The sequence below is a fragment of the Halobellus rufus genome (genome assembly GCF_000739575.1).
GTDB lineage: Archaea > Halobacteriota > Halobacteria > Halobacteriales > Haloferacaceae > Haloquadratum > Haloquadratum rufum.
Window position 1 is genome coordinate 31,613 of the sequence record NZ_BBJO01000026.1, and the last position, 15,572, is coordinate 47,184.

17 protein-coding genes and 1 pseudogene are annotated in these 15,572 nt (G+C 69.4%); 6 read left to right on the forward strand and 12 right to left on the reverse strand.

Features of this window, described 5'->3' with window-relative positions; genetic code table 11:
* Positions 1-43: 43 nt before the first annotated feature.
* The 4 genes and pseudogenes from ACP99_RS11635 to dcd form a co-directional block, all read right to left on the reverse strand.
* The gene (locus ACP99_RS11635; RefSeq protein WP_049986773.1) at positions 44-748 is read right to left on the reverse strand and encodes a cob(I)yrinic acid a,c-diamide adenosyltransferase; all 705 of its coding nucleotides are present in this window, start codon (positions 746-748) and stop codon (positions 44-46) included.
* A gap of 78 nt (positions 749-826) precedes the next feature.
* Positions 827-1,821, reverse strand: a pseudogene (locus ACP99_RS11640) (glutathione S-transferase family protein).
* Between the two features lie 191 nt (positions 1,822-2,012).
* Positions 2,013-2,927, reverse strand: coding sequence for a thiamine-phosphate synthase family protein (locus ACP99_RS11645; RefSeq protein ID WP_049986774.1), 915 nt, complete (start codon positions 2,925-2,927; stop codon positions 2,013-2,015).
* A 1-nt stretch (position 2,928) separates the two neighbouring features.
* Complete coding sequence (dcd, locus tag ACP99_RS11650) at positions 2,929-3,543, reverse strand: dCTP deaminase (protein ID WP_049986775.1); 615 nt, start codon at positions 3,541-3,543, stop codon at positions 2,929-2,931.
* Positions 3,544-3,727: 184 nt separating this feature from the next.
* Between dcd and ACP99_RS11655 the strand changes: the two genes are divergently transcribed.
* Complete coding sequence (locus tag ACP99_RS11655) at positions 3,728-3,937, forward strand: hypothetical protein (protein ID WP_049986776.1); 210 nt, start codon at positions 3,728-3,730, stop codon at positions 3,935-3,937.
* Between the two features lie 48 nt (positions 3,938-3,985).
* On the opposite strand, the gene ACP99_RS11660 is transcribed toward ACP99_RS11655, so the two are convergent.
* Together ACP99_RS11660 and ACP99_RS11665 are read right to left on the reverse strand one after the other, a co-directional pair.
* Positions 3,986-5,557 (reverse strand): (R)-citramalate synthase, encoded by a 1,572-nt coding sequence (locus ACP99_RS11660; RefSeq protein WP_049986777.1) that lies wholly within the window; start codon positions 5,555-5,557, stop codon positions 3,986-3,988.
* Positions 5,558-5,640: 83 nt separating this feature from the next.
* On the reverse strand, positions 5,641-5,991 hold the full coding sequence (locus ACP99_RS11665; RefSeq protein WP_049986786.1) for a DUF192 domain-containing protein: 351 nt from the start codon (positions 5,989-5,991) through the stop codon (positions 5,641-5,643).
* 170 nt (positions 5,992-6,161) lie between these two features.
* On the opposite strand from ACP99_RS11665, the gene ACP99_RS11670 reads away from it, so the two are divergent.
* The 3 genes from ACP99_RS11670 (at position 6,162) to ACP99_RS11680 (ending at position 9,344) form a co-directional block, all read left to right on the forward strand.
* A complete protein-coding gene (locus ACP99_RS11670; protein WP_049986778.1) occupies positions 6,162-6,734 on the forward strand; it encodes a DUF7097 family protein in 573 nt (190 codons plus the stop codon).
* A gap of 80 nt (positions 6,735-6,814) precedes the next feature.
* Positions 6,815-7,363 carry a GMP synthase subunit A gene (locus ACP99_RS11675; protein ID WP_049986779.1) on the forward strand — a complete coding sequence of 183 codons (549 nt, stop codon included), beginning with the start codon at positions 6,815-6,817 and terminating at the stop codon, positions 7,361-7,363.
* Between the two features lie 43 nt (positions 7,364-7,406).
* Entirely contained in the window at positions 7,407-9,344 is a 1,938-nt protein-coding gene (locus ACP99_RS11680; RefSeq protein WP_049986780.1) for a DUF2070 family protein, read from the forward strand.
* A 33-nt stretch (positions 9,345-9,377) separates the two neighbouring features.
* Here the strand turns inward: ACP99_RS11680 and ACP99_RS11685 are convergent, their stop codons facing one another.
* The 6 genes from ACP99_RS11685 to ACP99_RS11710 all read right to left on the reverse strand — a co-directional run bounded on the left by ACP99_RS11685 (position 9,378) and on the right by ACP99_RS11710 (position 12,296).
* Complete coding sequence (locus ACP99_RS11685) at positions 9,378-9,626, reverse strand: DUF3194 domain-containing protein (protein ID WP_049986781.1); 249 nt, start codon at positions 9,624-9,626, stop codon at positions 9,378-9,380.
* Between the two features lie 4 nt (positions 9,627-9,630).
* A complete protein-coding gene (locus ACP99_RS11690; RefSeq protein ID WP_049986782.1) occupies positions 9,631-10,017 on the reverse strand; it encodes a prefoldin subunit beta in 387 nt (128 codons plus the stop codon).
* A 64-nt stretch (positions 10,018-10,081) separates the two neighbouring features.
* Positions 10,082-10,363, reverse strand: a complete 282-nt coding sequence (locus tag ACP99_RS11695; protein ID WP_049986783.1) for a KEOPS complex subunit Pcc1 — start codon at positions 10,361-10,363, stop codon at positions 10,082-10,084.
* Positions 10,364-10,379: 16 nt separating this feature from the next.
* Positions 10,380-10,514, reverse strand: a complete 135-nt coding sequence (locus ACP99_RS11700) for a DNA-directed RNA polymerase subunit P (RefSeq protein ID WP_049986784.1) — start codon at positions 10,512-10,514, stop codon at positions 10,380-10,382.
* A 73-nt stretch (positions 10,515-10,587) separates the two neighbouring features.
* Positions 10,588-10,860 carry a 50S ribosomal protein L37 gene (locus ACP99_RS11705; protein WP_049986785.1) on the reverse strand — a complete coding sequence of 91 codons (273 nt, stop codon included), beginning with the start codon at positions 10,858-10,860 and terminating at the stop codon, positions 10,588-10,590.
* A 131-nt stretch (positions 10,861-10,991) separates the two neighbouring features.
* On the reverse strand, positions 10,992-12,296 hold the full coding sequence (locus tag ACP99_RS11710; protein ID WP_049986787.1) for a cobyrinate a,c-diamide synthase: 1,305 nt from the start codon (positions 12,294-12,296) through the stop codon (positions 10,992-10,994).
* Between the two features lie 361 nt (positions 12,297-12,657).
* On the opposite strand from ACP99_RS11710, the gene ACP99_RS11715 reads away from it, so the two are divergent.
* A complete protein-coding gene (locus ACP99_RS11715) occupies positions 12,658-14,349 on the forward strand; it encodes an outer membrane protein assembly factor BamB family protein (protein WP_231554283.1) in 1,692 nt (563 codons plus the stop codon).
* 415 nt (positions 14,350-14,764) lie between these two features.
* Positions 14,765-15,572: type II/IV secretion system ATPase subunit (locus ACP99_RS11720; RefSeq protein ID WP_197052443.1), on the forward strand; the 808-nt coding region annotated here is incomplete at its 3' end.

Consider the following 15,572-nt stretch of genomic DNA (forward strand, 5'->3'; position numbering starts at 1 on the left):
TCCCGAAGGCGAGAGCGGCGCACGCCGCCGACGAGCGCGTGCATCAGTACTCCGTCCCCTTCCGCGCCCGGATCCCCGCGTCGAACGGGTGTTTCACCTTCCGCACCTCGGTCACGAGGTCGGCCGCGTCGTGGAGATACTCGGGGTCGGTGTGGCTCCCGGTCAGCACGAGTTCGAGGTTCTCGGGCTTCGCGTCGAGCAGGTCGAGGACGTCGGACTCGTCGAGCAGGCCCTGATCGACGGCGTAGAGGATCTCGTCGAGGACGAGCAGGTGAACCCCCGCCTCGGGGTCGCCGTCGAGGTCGAGCGGCGCCGTCAGGTCGGCGTCGCCCGCGGCCTCGACGAGGTCCGCCGCGCGAGCGAGCGCGCCGCGGGCCTTCGCGAGGTGTTCGTCCTCGTCGGAGCCGTCCAGCAGGCCGTGCCAGCCGTAGTGGCCGGTGTTCTCGTAGGAGATGCCGGGAACCGCGGCGATGGCGTTGTACTCGCCGCGGACGCCCTCGACGGAGTCCGCCCCGCCCTTCATGAACTGCAGGAGGTGCACGCGGTAGCCGTGTCCGGCGGCGCGGAACGCCATCCCCAGCGCCGCGGTGGTCTTGCCCTTGCCGTCGCCCCACCACGCCTGCACCAGCCCGAACTCCTCGGGCGCGCTCGGCTCGATGTCGGTCGCCGCCGGCCGCACGCCGCCCCCCGGCGTCGCTCGGCGGGTCTCGGCGGGCGTCTGTGCGGTCGCGTCGTCGCCGTCGGTCATAGCCGAGCGGTCGGCGCGAGCGGACAAGAAAGCGACGGGAGCGGTGCCGGAGGCGCGGTTCCGACGACGAGAACGGGATCAGTCGTCGGCGACGGCCGCGCCGCCCTGCAGCGCCTCGGGGAGGTCCGCGGGCAGTCGGTCGCGGTTGTGGGGCGCGGAGAAGTCGATGTCGGGGCCGGTCGGGACGAGCCGCTTGGGATTGATGTCGCCGTGGCTCATATAGTAGTGCCGCGTGATGTGATCGAGGTTCACCGTCTCGGCGATCTCGCCGAGCTGGTAGACCTCCTTCGTGTAGTTCCAGAGGTTCGGGTACTCGTGGATCGCCCGGCGGTTGCACTTGAAGTGGGTGTGGTAGACGTGGTCGAAGCGGACCAGCGTCGCGAACATCGCCACGTCGGCTCGGTGAAGACGTCGCCCGCGAGGAAGCGCTGCTCTTCGAGGACGTCCTCCCAGCGGTCGAGCGCGCCGAAGAGGTCCTCGATCGCCGCCTCGTAGGCGTCCTGGGTGTCGGCGAAACCGGCGCGGTAGACGCCGTTGTTGATCGTCTCGTAGACGTCGTCGATGATCCCGTCGATCTCGTCCTCGCGACCGTCGGGAAGGAGGTCGACGCCGTTCGCGCCGTCGAACTCGGTGTCGAGCATCCGCATAATCTCCTCGGACTCGTTGTTGACGATCGTCTCTCTCTCCGTGTCCCACAGCACCGGTACCGTCACTCGACCCGTAAACTCGGGGTCCGCGCGGGTGTAGACGTCGCGGAGGTACTCCTCGCCGTAGAGCGGGTCGGGGTACTCCTCTGAGAACTCCCAGCCGTCGTCGATGCGCACGGGTTCGACGATCGACAGCGAGATGTCGTCGGTGAGCCCCTTCAGCCGCCGCGTCATCGCGACCCGGTGGGCCCACGGGCACGCCCGCGAGATGTAGATGTGGTAGCGACCCGACTCCGCGGGGAACTCCGCGTCGGGGTCGTCCTGGATCCAGTCGCGGAAGGAGGTCTCGTCGCGGTCGAACTCGCCGTCCTCGTTGGTCGCCTCGTAGGCGTCAGTCCGCCACTCGCCGTCGACGAGCATGTTCATCGGTTCGCACCTCGGTGAACGCCCGTCGGAGTCCTTCGCGTTGCAGCGTCGCTTCGCGTCTGCGTGGTCATCGTCCGCCCTTGGGGACCCGAGCGGGTAAATCGTTCCGCCCTCTGTCGTCGGCCGTGCACGAGCGCGCCGCGGGACGAGCGGCGGTTCGGCGGCCGGATCGGCGTCTCCGCGCTCGCCGCTCAGCGGCCGAGGAGCGTCTTGACCGCGGTGACGACGCTGTCGGCGTCGGGACCGAGGACGTACGTGATAGGCTCGATTCCGAAGCCGCCGGTCTGATAGCAGACGAACGTCGCCGAGCGGTCGTCTGGATCGCGCGAGGCGACCGCCTCGCGGATCGGATCGGTCGGCGCGTCGGGATCGAACTCGATCGCGTCGTAGCCGGCGGCTTCGAGGTCGGCGACGATCTGTTTGTCGTAACGGACGTTGAGCGCGGCGCGGACGTCCGCACCGCCCTTTCGCGCGGAGAGCAGGACGTTCGCGACGTGCTCGCTGACGCCGAACTCCGGGTCTCCGGGGACCGTCGCGCGCCCCTTGACGTCGACGATGCGACCGGGAACGCCCGCGACGTCGTCGACGGAGCCGGCTTCCGGGAGGCACTCGACGAGGTTCGAGCCGACGTTCGGGATCAGCCCGGCAAACCCGCTCGCGTTTGTGAGTCGGCGGAGCGCCTGCCGGAGCGACGAGCGGACCTGTTCGCTCGTCCGGAGGCCGCTCTCGGGGTCGTGGATCCGCGCGTAGCCGTCGTAGTCGGCGAGTTCGGGCATCGCCTCCTCGTGCAGGCGAGCGAGGAGGTCGCCTTCCTCGAGTCGGCGCACGAGCACCTCGGCCTCGACGAGCGCCTGCACGCGGGTCATATCGCCCGTCGCGAGGCCGTCGGCGACGTGCTCGACCAGTTCGGCGACGCGCTCGTCTTCGAGCACCTCGTCCCGCCGAGCGACGTCGCCGTGGGCGTACTTCGAGACGGCGCTCTGGCTGATCCCCAGCGCCTCGGCGACCTCGTGCTGGGTCAGGCCCCGCTCGCGGAGCGCCTCCGCCAGCATCGATCGGAAGGTGGGCAGGAACTCCTCGACGACGACTTCCTCGATGAACTTCATCTCACTTCGACCCGGTGTCGGCGTCGGTCTCGCGCGCCCCCTCGAACTCCGGGTCCGCGCCGATCCGGGACGCCTGCGGTCCCTGCTGGTTCTGGTACTTCGAGCCGCGCTCGACGCCGTAGGGGCGCGCCGCGGGCTGCGTGAGTTCGGTGAACACCAACTGCGAGACGCGCATCCCCGGCGTGAGCGCGACGGGGGCGGTGCCGAGGTTCGACAGTTCGAGCGTGATCTGTCCCTTGTAGCCCGGGTCGACGATGCCCGCCGTCGCGTGGATGACGACCGCGAGGCGGCCGAGCGAGGAGCGACCCTCGACGGTCGCCAGGAGGTCCGCGGGAATCTCAACGCGCTCTTTGGTCGTCCCGAGGACGAAGTCGCCGGGGTGGAGGATGAACTCCTCGCCCTCCGGCACGTGCGTTTCGCTCACGTAGTCGTCGACTTCCGACTCCCGATTCGGGTGGATACAGGAGATGTTCGTCCGCTGGAACTCCAAGAACTCCTCGCCGAGCCGGAGGTCCAGACTCGCCGGCTGGACCTGCATATCGAGGTCGTCGATGGGGTCGACGACGAGGTCGCCGGACTCGAGGCGAGCGAGGATGTCGTCGTCCGAGAGTATCATCGTTCGGGAGAGTGTGACCGAGCGACGTAAAGCCATCTCTCGACGACTCGCTCGCGGTTCCCGTTCGGCGACCGCGCGCTGGCCCGGTCGTTCGGTTCGGCGGGGTACCTCGTCGCTGTCGTCCGGTTTTCACTTTCACTCTACTAGGCTCGCTTACATACCGGTTCGGTCCGACACACGAAGTATGCACGCGACGGCATCCGAACGACCGACGGCGGATCGAACCACCGAGACGCAGCGAATCACCGCGCGACGGACGACCGAGACGCGGCGGATCGACGTGACCGACGTCACGACCGCGCGCGTCGCGGAGTTCGCCGCGGCCCGCGCGTCCGACGGCGACGTCCGCTTCGAGCGGCGCGGCGGCTGGACGTACCTCGTCGAAGACCGCTGAGAAGGGTCGGTCGGGACGCTGCGAGCGGCCAGCGCGACGAACGGCCCGCTAGTCGTCCGCGAGCGTCGCGTCCTCGGGCTGGGCGTCGCGTTTGACGGCCTCTGCTCCGAGGAGTCGGTCGAGAGCTTCGACCATCGCGTCGACGCTGCAGCGGGTGATGTCCGAGTCCGACGTGGCCACGGTGACCGACCGGTCGCCCTTCGACATCTCCACCTCGACGGTGACGACGGCGTCGGTGCCGCCGGTGATCGCGTCGACGTGGTAGGACTCCAACTGCGCGTCGGCGTCGGAGCCGAGCGCCGCCTTGACGGCTTTGACGGCGGCGTCGACCGGGCCGCTGCCCGTGCCGGAGGCCACGCGCTCTCTGTCGCCGACGCGGAGCCGGACCGAGGCGGTCGGCGTGCCGCCGCCCGAGGCTGCGGTGAGATCCAGCAGTTCGACGTGTCGCTCGCGCTCGCGTCCCTGCACGTCCTCTGCGATGGCGAGCAGGTCGGCGTCCGTGACGCGCTTGTCGCGGTCGCCGAGGCGCTTGACCCGCTCGACGACGGCGGCGAGTTCCTCCTCGGAGACGTCGACGTCGTGTTCGTCGAGCGCGGCGCGGACGCCCGCGCGACCGGCGTGCTTGCCGAGGACGAGCCGTCGCTCCCGACCCACCGTCTCGGGCGGGTAGGGCTCGTACATCGTGTCGTCCTTCAGCGTGCCGTCGGTGTGGATGCCGCTCTCGTGCGTGAAGGCGTTCTCGCCGACGACCGCCTTGTTCGGCGGCAGCGGGACGCCCGTTGCGTGAGAGACCTGCTGGGCGAGGTCGTAGAGGTCCTCAAGCTTGGCCGTCTCGACGCCGTAACCGTGCGCCAGGGCGATCGCGACCTCTTCGAGCGCGACGTTGCCCGCGCGCTCGCCGATGCCGTTGATCGTGCCGTGGACGAGGTCCGCGCCGGCCGCGAGGCTGGCCCAGACGTTCGTCATTCCCAGTCCGAGGTCGTCGTGGGTGTGCGTCGACACCGGGCCGAGTTCGGCGAGCCGGGAGACGTACTCGTAGGCCGTCTCCGGCGTCGCGTGCCCGACGGTGTCGGCGAAGCACGACCGGTCCGCGCCGGCGTCGAGCGCCGCCGCCATCAGGCGTTCGAGGAAGTCGAGGTCGGCGCGGGAGCCGTCCTCGCCGATGACTTCCACCCAGAGGCCGTGGTCCTTCGCGTAGGCGACGAGGTCGGCGGTGTTCTCGACGACCTCGTCGTGGGTCGTCCCGACCTTCCGCTCGATGTGCTTGTCGCTGGCGGGGACGACGATGGTCACGCCGTCGACGTCGCAGTCGAGCGCGAGGTCGACGTCGTTCTGCACGCCGCGGGCGAAGCTCGTCACCGTCGCGTCGAGGTCGAGCGCGGTGACCTGCCGGATGGTCTCGCGCTCGCCCTCGCCGGTGCAAGCGCTCCCGGCCTCGATGAACTCGATGTCGGCCGCGTCCAGCGACCGCGCGATGTCGGCCTTCTGGTCGGGCGTTAACGAGACACCTGGCGCTTGCTCACCGTCGCGCAGCGTCGTGTCTAGTAGCTGTACAGAGTCGTCAGAATCCACGGTGGATGCTAGGGGGTTGTCGGGGTTACCCCCGAATAAATCGACCACGAGTCATGTGCTCACACGGGTGGTGGACGCGCAGCTATATAAATTGACGCTTCTTGCGCCGCGTTGTCGTGGGGCGCTCGCGGTCACTCGACGGTCCGGACCTCGTCTCCGACCTCGACGCCGTCGGCCGCTCCCGCGGGGAGTTCGACGATCGTGTCCGCGACCGCGGAGCCGAACCCGCGCCACGCGCGGAGCCGCTTTTTCGCCCGCACCTCGCCGTCGACGAGCCACAGCGCGTCGATGTCGAACGGCACGAACACCATGTGGAGGTTGCGCTCCTTCGCCTCCTCGAACGCGAAGCACATCGCGTAGTCGTCCGGGATCGACCGCCTGAACATCAGCCCTCTCGCCTGCGTGAGGAACGTGTCCGCGGCGTCGACGTCGCTCGCGAGCGTCCGTTTCTCCCCCCCCGGCGTCGTGGTCGATTCGCACAGGCGTCGCTCTGTGGCCGGGCGTATAAAACGCTCGGCGGATCGATGCGGACGGACCGACCAGTCGCCCGCGCCCGCATCTGTCGCGTCGCCCACGCGGGCGACAGCCCTGTCCGACGTCTCGGCCGGCACGCACCGTCGGATTCAACTCCGCCGCGACCGACCGGCCGCGTATGGAGGAGACGCCCACGGGAACGCCGGTCGGCGTCGACGACCCCTACGAGCACGCGGGCGTCTGCGATCACCTCACCGACGACGGTCGCTGTCGGTTCGCGCTGACCCGCGCGGGCGACGACCCGGAGTTCTCGGCCGCTCGTCGCGCCGCCGACTACGAGTGCGTCGCCGCCGACGATGACCGAGAGTTCCGCGACTGCCCGCACTACCGCTCGACGACGGACGGCCGCGAGTGCGTCCGCTGCGGCCTCGAATCCGTCCGAATCGCCCACGACGACTCCCGGCCGCTACTGGAAGAACACCACCTCTCGTACGGCGAGAGCGGGTCGACGGGGAGCGCGGGTACCGCCGGCGTCGATGAGGGCGAGGGCCTCTCCCACGAGATCACCGTCTCCCTCTGCCGGTGGTGTCACGCGAAGATCCACCGGTCGTTCGCGCGCATCGACGACGACGTCGAACCGGCCCCGGAGGCGTTCGCCACCCGCGAGGAGCGGCGCTCGAAGGAGCAGTCGGAGTTCGGGTTCTCGACCGCGCGCGAGCGACGCGAGCGGCGCGACTCCGACGGCGCGTGACCGGATGCTATCGGACGGCCGACGGGACGCTCCCAGACCGGGCGCTTTTTGCCCTCCTTCCGTCTAAGAGACTGCAACTGATGACTCGCATCGTCGTCATCGACAACCACGGCCAGTTCACCCACCTCGAACGCCGCGCGCTCCGCGACCTCGACGTCGACGTCGAACTGCTGGACAACGAGACGCCGGCCTCCGACATCGACGCCGACGGGATCGTCCTCTCGGGCGGCCCGGACATGGACCGCATCGGCAACTGCGCGGACTACCTCGACCTCGACGTGCCCGTCTTCGGGATCTGCCTCGGGATGCAGATTCTGGCGGCGGAGCTCGGCGGCTCGGTCGGCTCCGGCGACTACGGCGGCTACGCCGACGTCGACGTCGACATCCTCGACGGCGGGGACCCGCTCGTCGGCTCGCTCGCGCCGAAGACTCGCGTGTGGGCCAGCCACGCCGACGAGGTGAAGGAAGTCCCCGAGGGATTCACGCGCACCGCGACCTCCGACGTCTGCGACGTCGAGGCGATGAGCGACACCGACCGCGACCTCTACGGGGTCCAGTGGCACCCAGAGGTCGCCCACACCGAGCGCGGCGAGGAAGTCTTCGAGAACTTCGTCTCGATCTGCGAGTAGCCCGCGCGTCGGCCCCGGCCCGCGATCCGCTCTCAACGCATCTATGACATCGACACAAAGCGACCTCGCGAGCCTCTCTCGATTCATCTTCCGCGCGCCGAACTGGTACACCAGCCTCGCCTTCGCGCTCCTGATCGCGGCCGTCGCCGGCGTCGCCGCGTTCGACTCCGGCGCGTACGCGCGGACCTGGCGCGGCCTGTTCTTCCTCGGCCGCGACGCCTGGGAGGGCATCTTCTTCATCGGAATCCCGACGGTCGTCGCCGCGTTCGGGACGACCGGCGTCGATCGGTTCGTCGGGGGGAAGCTCACACCCAACAGGTCCTCGCTTCTCGCGTTGATCTCGGAGATCATCCTCGTGGCGATCGTCACGGGCGCGGCGATCGTCTCGGTGTTCACCTCGCTCGAACAGCAGTTCGTCTACGACGCGCTCGTCGTCGGCCTCGCCTCGGTGTTCGCGTTTCGGCTGCTCGTGGTGATGGCCGTCTCGCGCTCGTCGGTGCTCGTCGCGTCGATCCCGGCGAGCCTCCAGACGCTCGCCGCCGCCGTCCTCCTGTTCGTCTACAGCGGAACGCTCCGCCTGCTGGAGGTCGGAGGAACGGTCGTCGACGCCTACCTGACACCCTATCTCGCCCGCTCGTCGGACGCCCCCGCAGAGCTTTCTGCGGTCGGTGCGGAACACTTCGCGCTGCTGGCGGTCACCTGCGGCATCTACGCGCTGGGCGTGTACGTGTTCGTCGTCGCCGTCGACCGGCCGTGGCGTCGGAGCCTCGGGGTCTCGATGCTCGACTTCCTCCGCGGGTTCGTCGGCCACGTCGCCGAGGGGTCGCGGGAGTTAGAGGAGTTCTTCCAACAGCTCGGCGAGGAGGCCATCGTCCCGGTCTCGGTGCTCTCGTTCCGACGGAGCGACGGCGAGGAGAAGGCCCGCTTCGTCCTCCCGATGATCCACCCCGGTCCGATGGGCGAGATCGGCGGGGGCAACTTCCCCGAGCGCGTCGCCGCCGACTGCTCGGGCCTCGTCTTCCCGCCGCACGCCACCGCCGGCCACGACTTCAACCTCGTGACCGAGCGCGAGGTCGACACGATCCTCGACGCCGCCCGCACCGCTGCGGACCGAGTGGTCTACGACGCGGATGCGACCCGGAGCGTCCGCGTCGACTCCGGCGAGGCGTCGATGCTGGGGCAGCGCTTCGGCGACGACGCGCTGCTCGTCTCGACGTACGCGCCCGGTTTCGCCGACGACGTCGAGTACGGCGTCGGCCTCTCGGCCGCGGCGGAGGCCCGGACGAGCGGCCTCGACGACGTGCTCCTCGTCGACGCCCACAACTCGAACGACGGGCTGAGCGGTCCGGACCTGGGGCACGTCACCCCCGGCTCGAAGCGCGCGTTCGACATGATCGAGGCGGCGGGCGACTCGGGTCGCCGGCTCGCGACCGCCGACACCGACGACCTCGAACTCGGCGTCGCGTGGGACGAGACGCCGTGGGGACCGGCCGACGGGATCGGCCCGCTCGGCGTCCGCGTCGCGGTCACTGCCGTCGGCGGCCACGAGACGGCGTACGTGCTGATCGACGGCAACAATATGGATCCGGGGCTGCGCGGCGAACTCGTCGCCGCGATCACCGACGGCGGGACTGCCTCGGAGTCCGGAGCGACCAGCGGCCTCGTCGACGAGGCGGAAGTGATGACGACCGACACGCACATCGTCAACACCGTCGACGCCGACAACCAGGTCGGTGCGGCCATCGACTGGGGAGAACTCCGCGAGATCGTCCGCGACCTCACCGACGAGGCCCGCGAGGACCTCGAACCCGTCGAGGCGGGCGTCGCCGTCGAGCGCGCGGAGGTGACCGTGTTCGGTAACGACCGGACGGAGACGCTGGCGAGTCACGCGAACGCGGTCGTCGCGATGGGCGGGGTCTTCGCCGTCTCGATCATCCTCGCAGCCGTCGCTGTGAGCGTCCTGATCTTCCTGTTCGCGTGAGAACGGAGCGGAAAAGCGGCCCCGCGGGACGGCCTACGAGTCGGCGTCGGCGAACAGTTCGTCGACGGCGTCGCCCGCCGCGCGCGCGGCCTCGTCGGCGACGGCGTCTTCGTCCGCGTCCGCGTCGTCGGGCGCGTTGACGTAGACGTCGACGTCGAGGACGCCGTCCTCGAACGTGACGGTCACGTCGAAGTCCCGCAACTCCGATTGTCTGTAGTGGGCGAAGATCACGCCCTCGGCGGCCTCGGCGGCCGTCTGGACGACCTCCTCGTCGGTCGGCATCGGCTTACGCGCCTGCGCCGCCGGGGCCCATCGGGCCGCCGCCCGCGCCGCCCTGCAGCATCTGCTGGAGCTCTTCCTGCAGGCTCTCGAACTGCTCTTCGACGCGCTGCTCCTGCTTCTGGAGCTGCTCGACGCGGATCTCGAGCGTGTCGACCTTCTCGGAGAGTTCGTCGTGGGCCTCGTCGTAGTCGGCCTCGACGAGGAGCTCGCCGACCTCGCGGTACATCGTCGTGTCCTCGTCGATGTCGTCGAGGGCGTCGAGCGCCGTCTTCGACTCCGTCAGCGTCGACTCGGCCTGCTCCTTCTGGGCGGCCACCTTCTGGGCCGTCTCCTGCAGATCCTGTAGTTCCTCGAGTTTCTCTTGTGCTTCCGGCGGCAGATTGCCCTGCATACCCCAAGCGAGGAGATCCGGACTGAAAAAGGCCCGTATTCTCCGATCAGCGGATGGCAGGCGTCTACGAGGTCTGTCCGGTCGCTGCGACGTCCTCGGCGACCTCGACGAGGCGGATCCACGTGTTCTGCGCCGCGCGGAGCGCGACGAGGTCGGCGGCCTCGACGCGCACGGTCACGACGCGCCCCTCGCGAGTCACGTCAGCGCCCGATCGCTCGTCGGCGATCTCGCCGACCTCGACGCGGACGCTCTCGAAGATCGTCCGAGCCGTCGACTCCGTGCAGTAGGTGAAGTGAAACTCGGCCGCGTGTGCGGCGTCGACGGCCGGCGTCTCGCGACTCGCCATCGGCTGCAGAAACTGGTTATTCGACCGGGACTTCCTTGACGTCCGGCGCGCGCTCTTTCAACAGGATGCGGTGGCCGCAGTAGGGGCAGCGGACGCCGCCGTACTCGTCCAGTTCGACGTCTCGCTTGCACCGCGAACACTTGTAGCTCATTGGTACGTACGTGGGGTGTGGGGATGTTGGTTCTTTCGTGTGGGCGCGACTGCGTCGACGACGCGGTCGGCGGTCACTCCTCGGTCTCGCCGGAGAGGGCGGCGCGGATCGAGCGGCGGACCTGCGTGCCACCGGGGGTCTGCGGCCGGTAGGTGCCGCCGGTGAAGATCTCGCCGGTCTCGTCGTTCTGCCAGATGCCGGGTTCGAGACGGGTGACGCTGTCCTCGTCGACCGTCGCGTTCCGCATCTCCTCTTCGATCTCCTTCACGCGCCGGCGGGCGACCCGCCCGTATCGCGCACCGAATCGACCGGCGCTGCCGGTCTTTCGTGCCTTCTGTTCGGCCATAGTAACGCCTGCTACCCCCGGCGGAGCCATAAACCCTGCGAGATGGGTTCGGACGCGCGAGGGAACAACCCGGGCGAGAATCAGTCGGCTCGACGCGGTCTCGACGGGGATTAGACGGTCGCTCCTGGGTTTTAGACGGTCTCAAGCAGGTAATCGAACGCGCCCGATCCGACGTGGAAGTGCGCGTACGTCGCGAGGGTGTTGTACTCGCAGAGCCCCTCGTTCGCGCCGTCGACGCCCGCACCGCGCACCATCTCGAAGGCGAACCGGGCGTCCGGGGCGGCCGTCGCCGAGGAGTAGTGGAACTCGTGGCCCCGGCGGGTCTCGCCGGCGGGCGCGATCAGACAGTCCTCGCGGGCGCGGACGCCGACGTGGTCGAGAGCGACGGGACCGTCTGTCATCCGGGTGTCGACCGGGAGGACGCCGGCCATCTCGTGTTCCACGTCGTCGGCGGTCGTCAGCGACTCGCCGAGCGCCATCAGGCCGCCGCACTCGCCGAACACCGCCAGCCCGTCGGCGGCGCGGTCGGCCAGATCGTCCAGCGTGGCGGAGTCGGCGAGGGCGGCCGCGTGCCGCTCGGGGTAGCCGCCGGGGAGGTAGACGACGTCGCACTCGGGCACGGGGTCGCCCGCGACGGGCGAGAACAGCTCGACGGTCCCGCGGGCGGCGAGTCGCTCCCGCGTGCTCGGGTAGATGAAGCGGAAGGCGTCGTCGGCCGCGAGCGCGACGCGCACGCCGGTCTCGTCGGCCGCGCGGAGCGACGGCTGGGTGTCGAGTCGCGGCCGGCGGGCGAGGTCGACGATCGCCTCGGCGTCGATCCCGCGCGCCGCCGAGTCCAGCGCCTCGTCGTCGACGGGCGACTCGTCGCCGAAGTGCAGCCCGAGGTGTCGATCCGGGATTTCGAGCCCGTCGAGCGAGGGCGTGCGACCGACGTACCGCAGGCCTTCGACCGCGTCGCGGATGCCGCGCTCGTGGCGACCGCCGTGAGCGCGCGCGGCGAGCAGGCCGAGGACGTCGACGTCGTAGCCAGCCCGCTCGGCGTACTGCTGGAAGCCGAGGGCCGTGGCCGCGACGCTCTCCATCCCGCCCGCGGCGTCGGCGACGAGGATCACCGGGAGGTCGAGCGCCTCGGCGACCGCCGCGGTGCTCACGTCGCCGTCGTAGAGGCCCATCATCCCCTCGACGACGCAGACGTCGCCCTCGTCGGCACCGCGGGCGTAGGCGCGCCGGACGCCGGACTCGCCGGCGAGCCACGGGTCGAGCGTCCGAGACGGTCGCCCGAGCACCGCGGCGTGATGGCTCGGATCGATGAAATCGGGGCCGGCCTTCGCGGCGACGGGGTCGTGTCCGGCGCGTTCGAGCGCGCGGCAGACCGCGAGCGTCGCGACGGTCTTGCCCACGCCGGAGGCCGTCCCCGCCAGCACGACGCCCGGCAGGTCCGAGGGCACCGCATCGGTGGTCATCGGCGGAACGTCGCGGCGCTGTGGGTTAAGTGGTTCCGTCGAGGCGCGTACCGACGCCGACTCAGGGGGGCTTTCTCGAAGCCGAGGCCAGTGGCTCTGTGCGTTGACGCTGCCCCCCGCATCGACGACCGTCTTCGGTATGCGGACGCGGATTTCGAATTGGAAATGCAGGACAGCCGCCGCCGGGAGACACCGTTTCATCTCGCTTACCGCACCGATAATAACACCCGAAGCGGCGGCATCCCGAGACGGATATGTTCGATACCAGCTCGCGGAGAGGAGTCCTCGTAGCGTCGGAACACTCGCGACGACCGGTATCACCGGAACCGCGCTCGTGGAGGCCGACTCGAACGAGAGCGACGAATCGGGGGATTCGGGAGAGACCAGCGCCGCGACGAAAGAGTGGGCGCAGTTTCGCGGCGAACCGGGTCGTGCGGGCGTCGCGGCCGCCGAATCCGCCCCCGACCGGGACTACGTCACCACTGCGTGGCTCGGGACGAGCGGCGACACGGTCTCGGTCGGCGAGCCGATCGTTGCCGACGGCGCGGTGTATCAGCCGTACGTCGTCGACGACAAGACGTTCCGCGGCGGGGTGGTCGCCTTCGAGGCGGGCACCAGCGAAGAGCGATGGCGACACCTCGCACCGGAGTACGGGGCGTCCGATCCGGGCATCGGTCGAGTGACCGAGGAGCCGGCAGTGGCTGACGGACTGCTCCTCCTGACGAGCGAGGCGGGCTATACGGACTCGGCGGTCGAATACGGCGGCCTACACGCCCTCGACGCCCAGACTGGTGAAACAGTCTGGCAGAAGACGCCCGAGGACTACGAGACCCCGAACGAGGAGTGGTTGGGCACGCCGCTCGTCGCGGATGGAACGCTCTACGTCTCGCACCTGACCAACGCGGGTGCAGACCCGGCCGAACAGCAAACGGTCGTCGAGGCGATCGACCCGGCAACGGGCGAGAGACAGTGGCGCACCGACGGGGCGTACCGGAGCTACGTCGAGGTCGCCGGCGACGGGGCGCTCTACGGGATGGAGACTCACACCGACGCCGAGAACGAGTTCGTCGCGTGGGACGCTTCAGACGGCAGCAGGCTGTGGGGCGTCGAGGTCGAAGCCGGCGTGAACTTCATCGATTCGGCGTTCGCCGACGGGAGCGTCTACCGAACCGGGGGCAATCAGTGGCAGACCAGCGACCCGAACCGGGTCGCATCGTACAGTACCGACGACGGTAGCGTCGAGTGGGAGACGACGCTCACACCCGGCGGAGAACCGTCAGAGCGACTCGTCAGCGCGCCCGCCGTGGCCGACGGCACCGTCTACGTCACGACCGCCCTCGAAACCGACTCCGGGACCGACCCAGGCGTGCATTCGACGGTGTACGCTCTCGACGCAGACACCGGCGACCGTCGATGGACGCACGACATCGCGACCGAACTCCACGGCGACCCCTCGATCGCGGACGATACCGTCTACGTCGGCGGAAGAGCCCGAGCCGAAGACGCCGCAGAAGGCGGAGCCGACCGGCGCTACCCGGCGGTCCACGCGCTCTCGACCGCCGACGGCACCGAGCGGTGGTCCCATCTCATTCGGGCCGGGGACTCGGAAGCCGACACGCGGGCGTCGACGCCGGTTCTCGCCGGCGGACGGGTCTACGTGAACCGGCTGGAGACGGGGTACGGCGGATCGGACGGCGTAGCCGCCCTCGAAGGGACCGCCGAAGCGCCTCCATCGAGGAACGTTCCAGCAGCCTCGGATACGCCAATCGCCCGAATCACGACGGATCCCGACGGTGCTGGGAGCACGGAACTCGACGCCGGGACCACTGTCGTCCTCGATGGGGGAGCCTCTAGCGGCGAGGTCGAGACCTACGAATGGCAACTCGGGGAGAAGGCCCCGTTCAGCGAGACCGGCGAGACGATCGAGGTGACCCTCGATTTTTGCGGTACGCTCGACGTGACGCTCCGCGTCACCGGTCCAGACGGACAACAGAGTACCGACACCGTCAGTCTCTCGACCGACTGAGAGCGGTCCATCGGCCGCGCGTACACTCCCACTCTCGTACGGAACAGCAGAGAATCTGAACGGGTTCCCCGAGAACGCAAACGCCGAACCGACTCGACCTCGAACAGTTCCACTCGCGGCGAGTCTGACGCTCCGCCGAGAGGTGGGTCGACGAATTCGCTGCCTGGCTCACTTCGTCGACCCGTATCCCGCTTGCAGACTCGGCCCACAGTATAAGTCGCTCCGCGCGAAACGCCCGGTAGCACGTGGGGGCGTCGCTATCGACGGACACAACTCGAACCGAGGGACGGACGACGGGCCGGCGGGTCGGACAGCCGCCGCTCCGAACGGCGAGTCGGCCGCGGACCGCACCGCGGGGCCGTCTCCCGAACGCGCTGACGACGGGTCGACCGTCTTCGATCGTCTCAGCCGCCGCATCGGGCGCGTCGTCGACGTCCTCAGGGGATCGCCGCTCGACGTCCGCCCGTATCGGCCCGAGGACGGCGTCTTCGCCGACTTCGAGCCGCCGGAGGGCGAGGAGGTCGTCGACCGCTACTGGGTGAACGCTCCGTACGCGTACGTCGTGGTCACCTACGACGACGCCGACAGCGAGCACTACTACTACGCGGTCGAGCCCGAACTCGACGCGTTCGGCCGCGAGTTACACGCCAGAGTCAGCGTCGACATCCGGGATCCGCTGCTGTACCGGAGCGACGCGGAGCCGACGGCCGAGGAGACGCTTCGCTCGGAGCTGCAGGCGCTGCTCGAACAGTACGGCGTCGACGTCCCGATGCGGACGTTCCACGCGATCCTGTACTACCTCGCGCGCGACTTCCGCGGGTTCGGGCGCATCGATCCGCTGATGCACGATCCGCACATCGAGGACATCTCCTGCGACGGGTACGACCTCCCGATCTTCATCTACCACGACGAGTACACCGACATCGAGACGAACGTCGCCTACGCCGCTGACGACCTCGACGACTTCGTGATCCGGCTGGCCCAGGAGTCGGGACGGCACGTCAGCGTCGGCGACCCCGTCGTGGGGACGACGCTGCCGGACGGGTCGCGCGTCGAACTCGCGCTGGGCGAGGAGGTGACGCCGCGGGGGTCGGCCTTCACGATCCGGAAGTACGCCGACGAGCCGTTCACGCCGGTCGACCTCGTCGAGTACGGGACGTTCTCGATCGAGGAGATGGCGTACCTGTGGCTCTGCATCGAGAGCAACAAGAGCCTCATCTTCG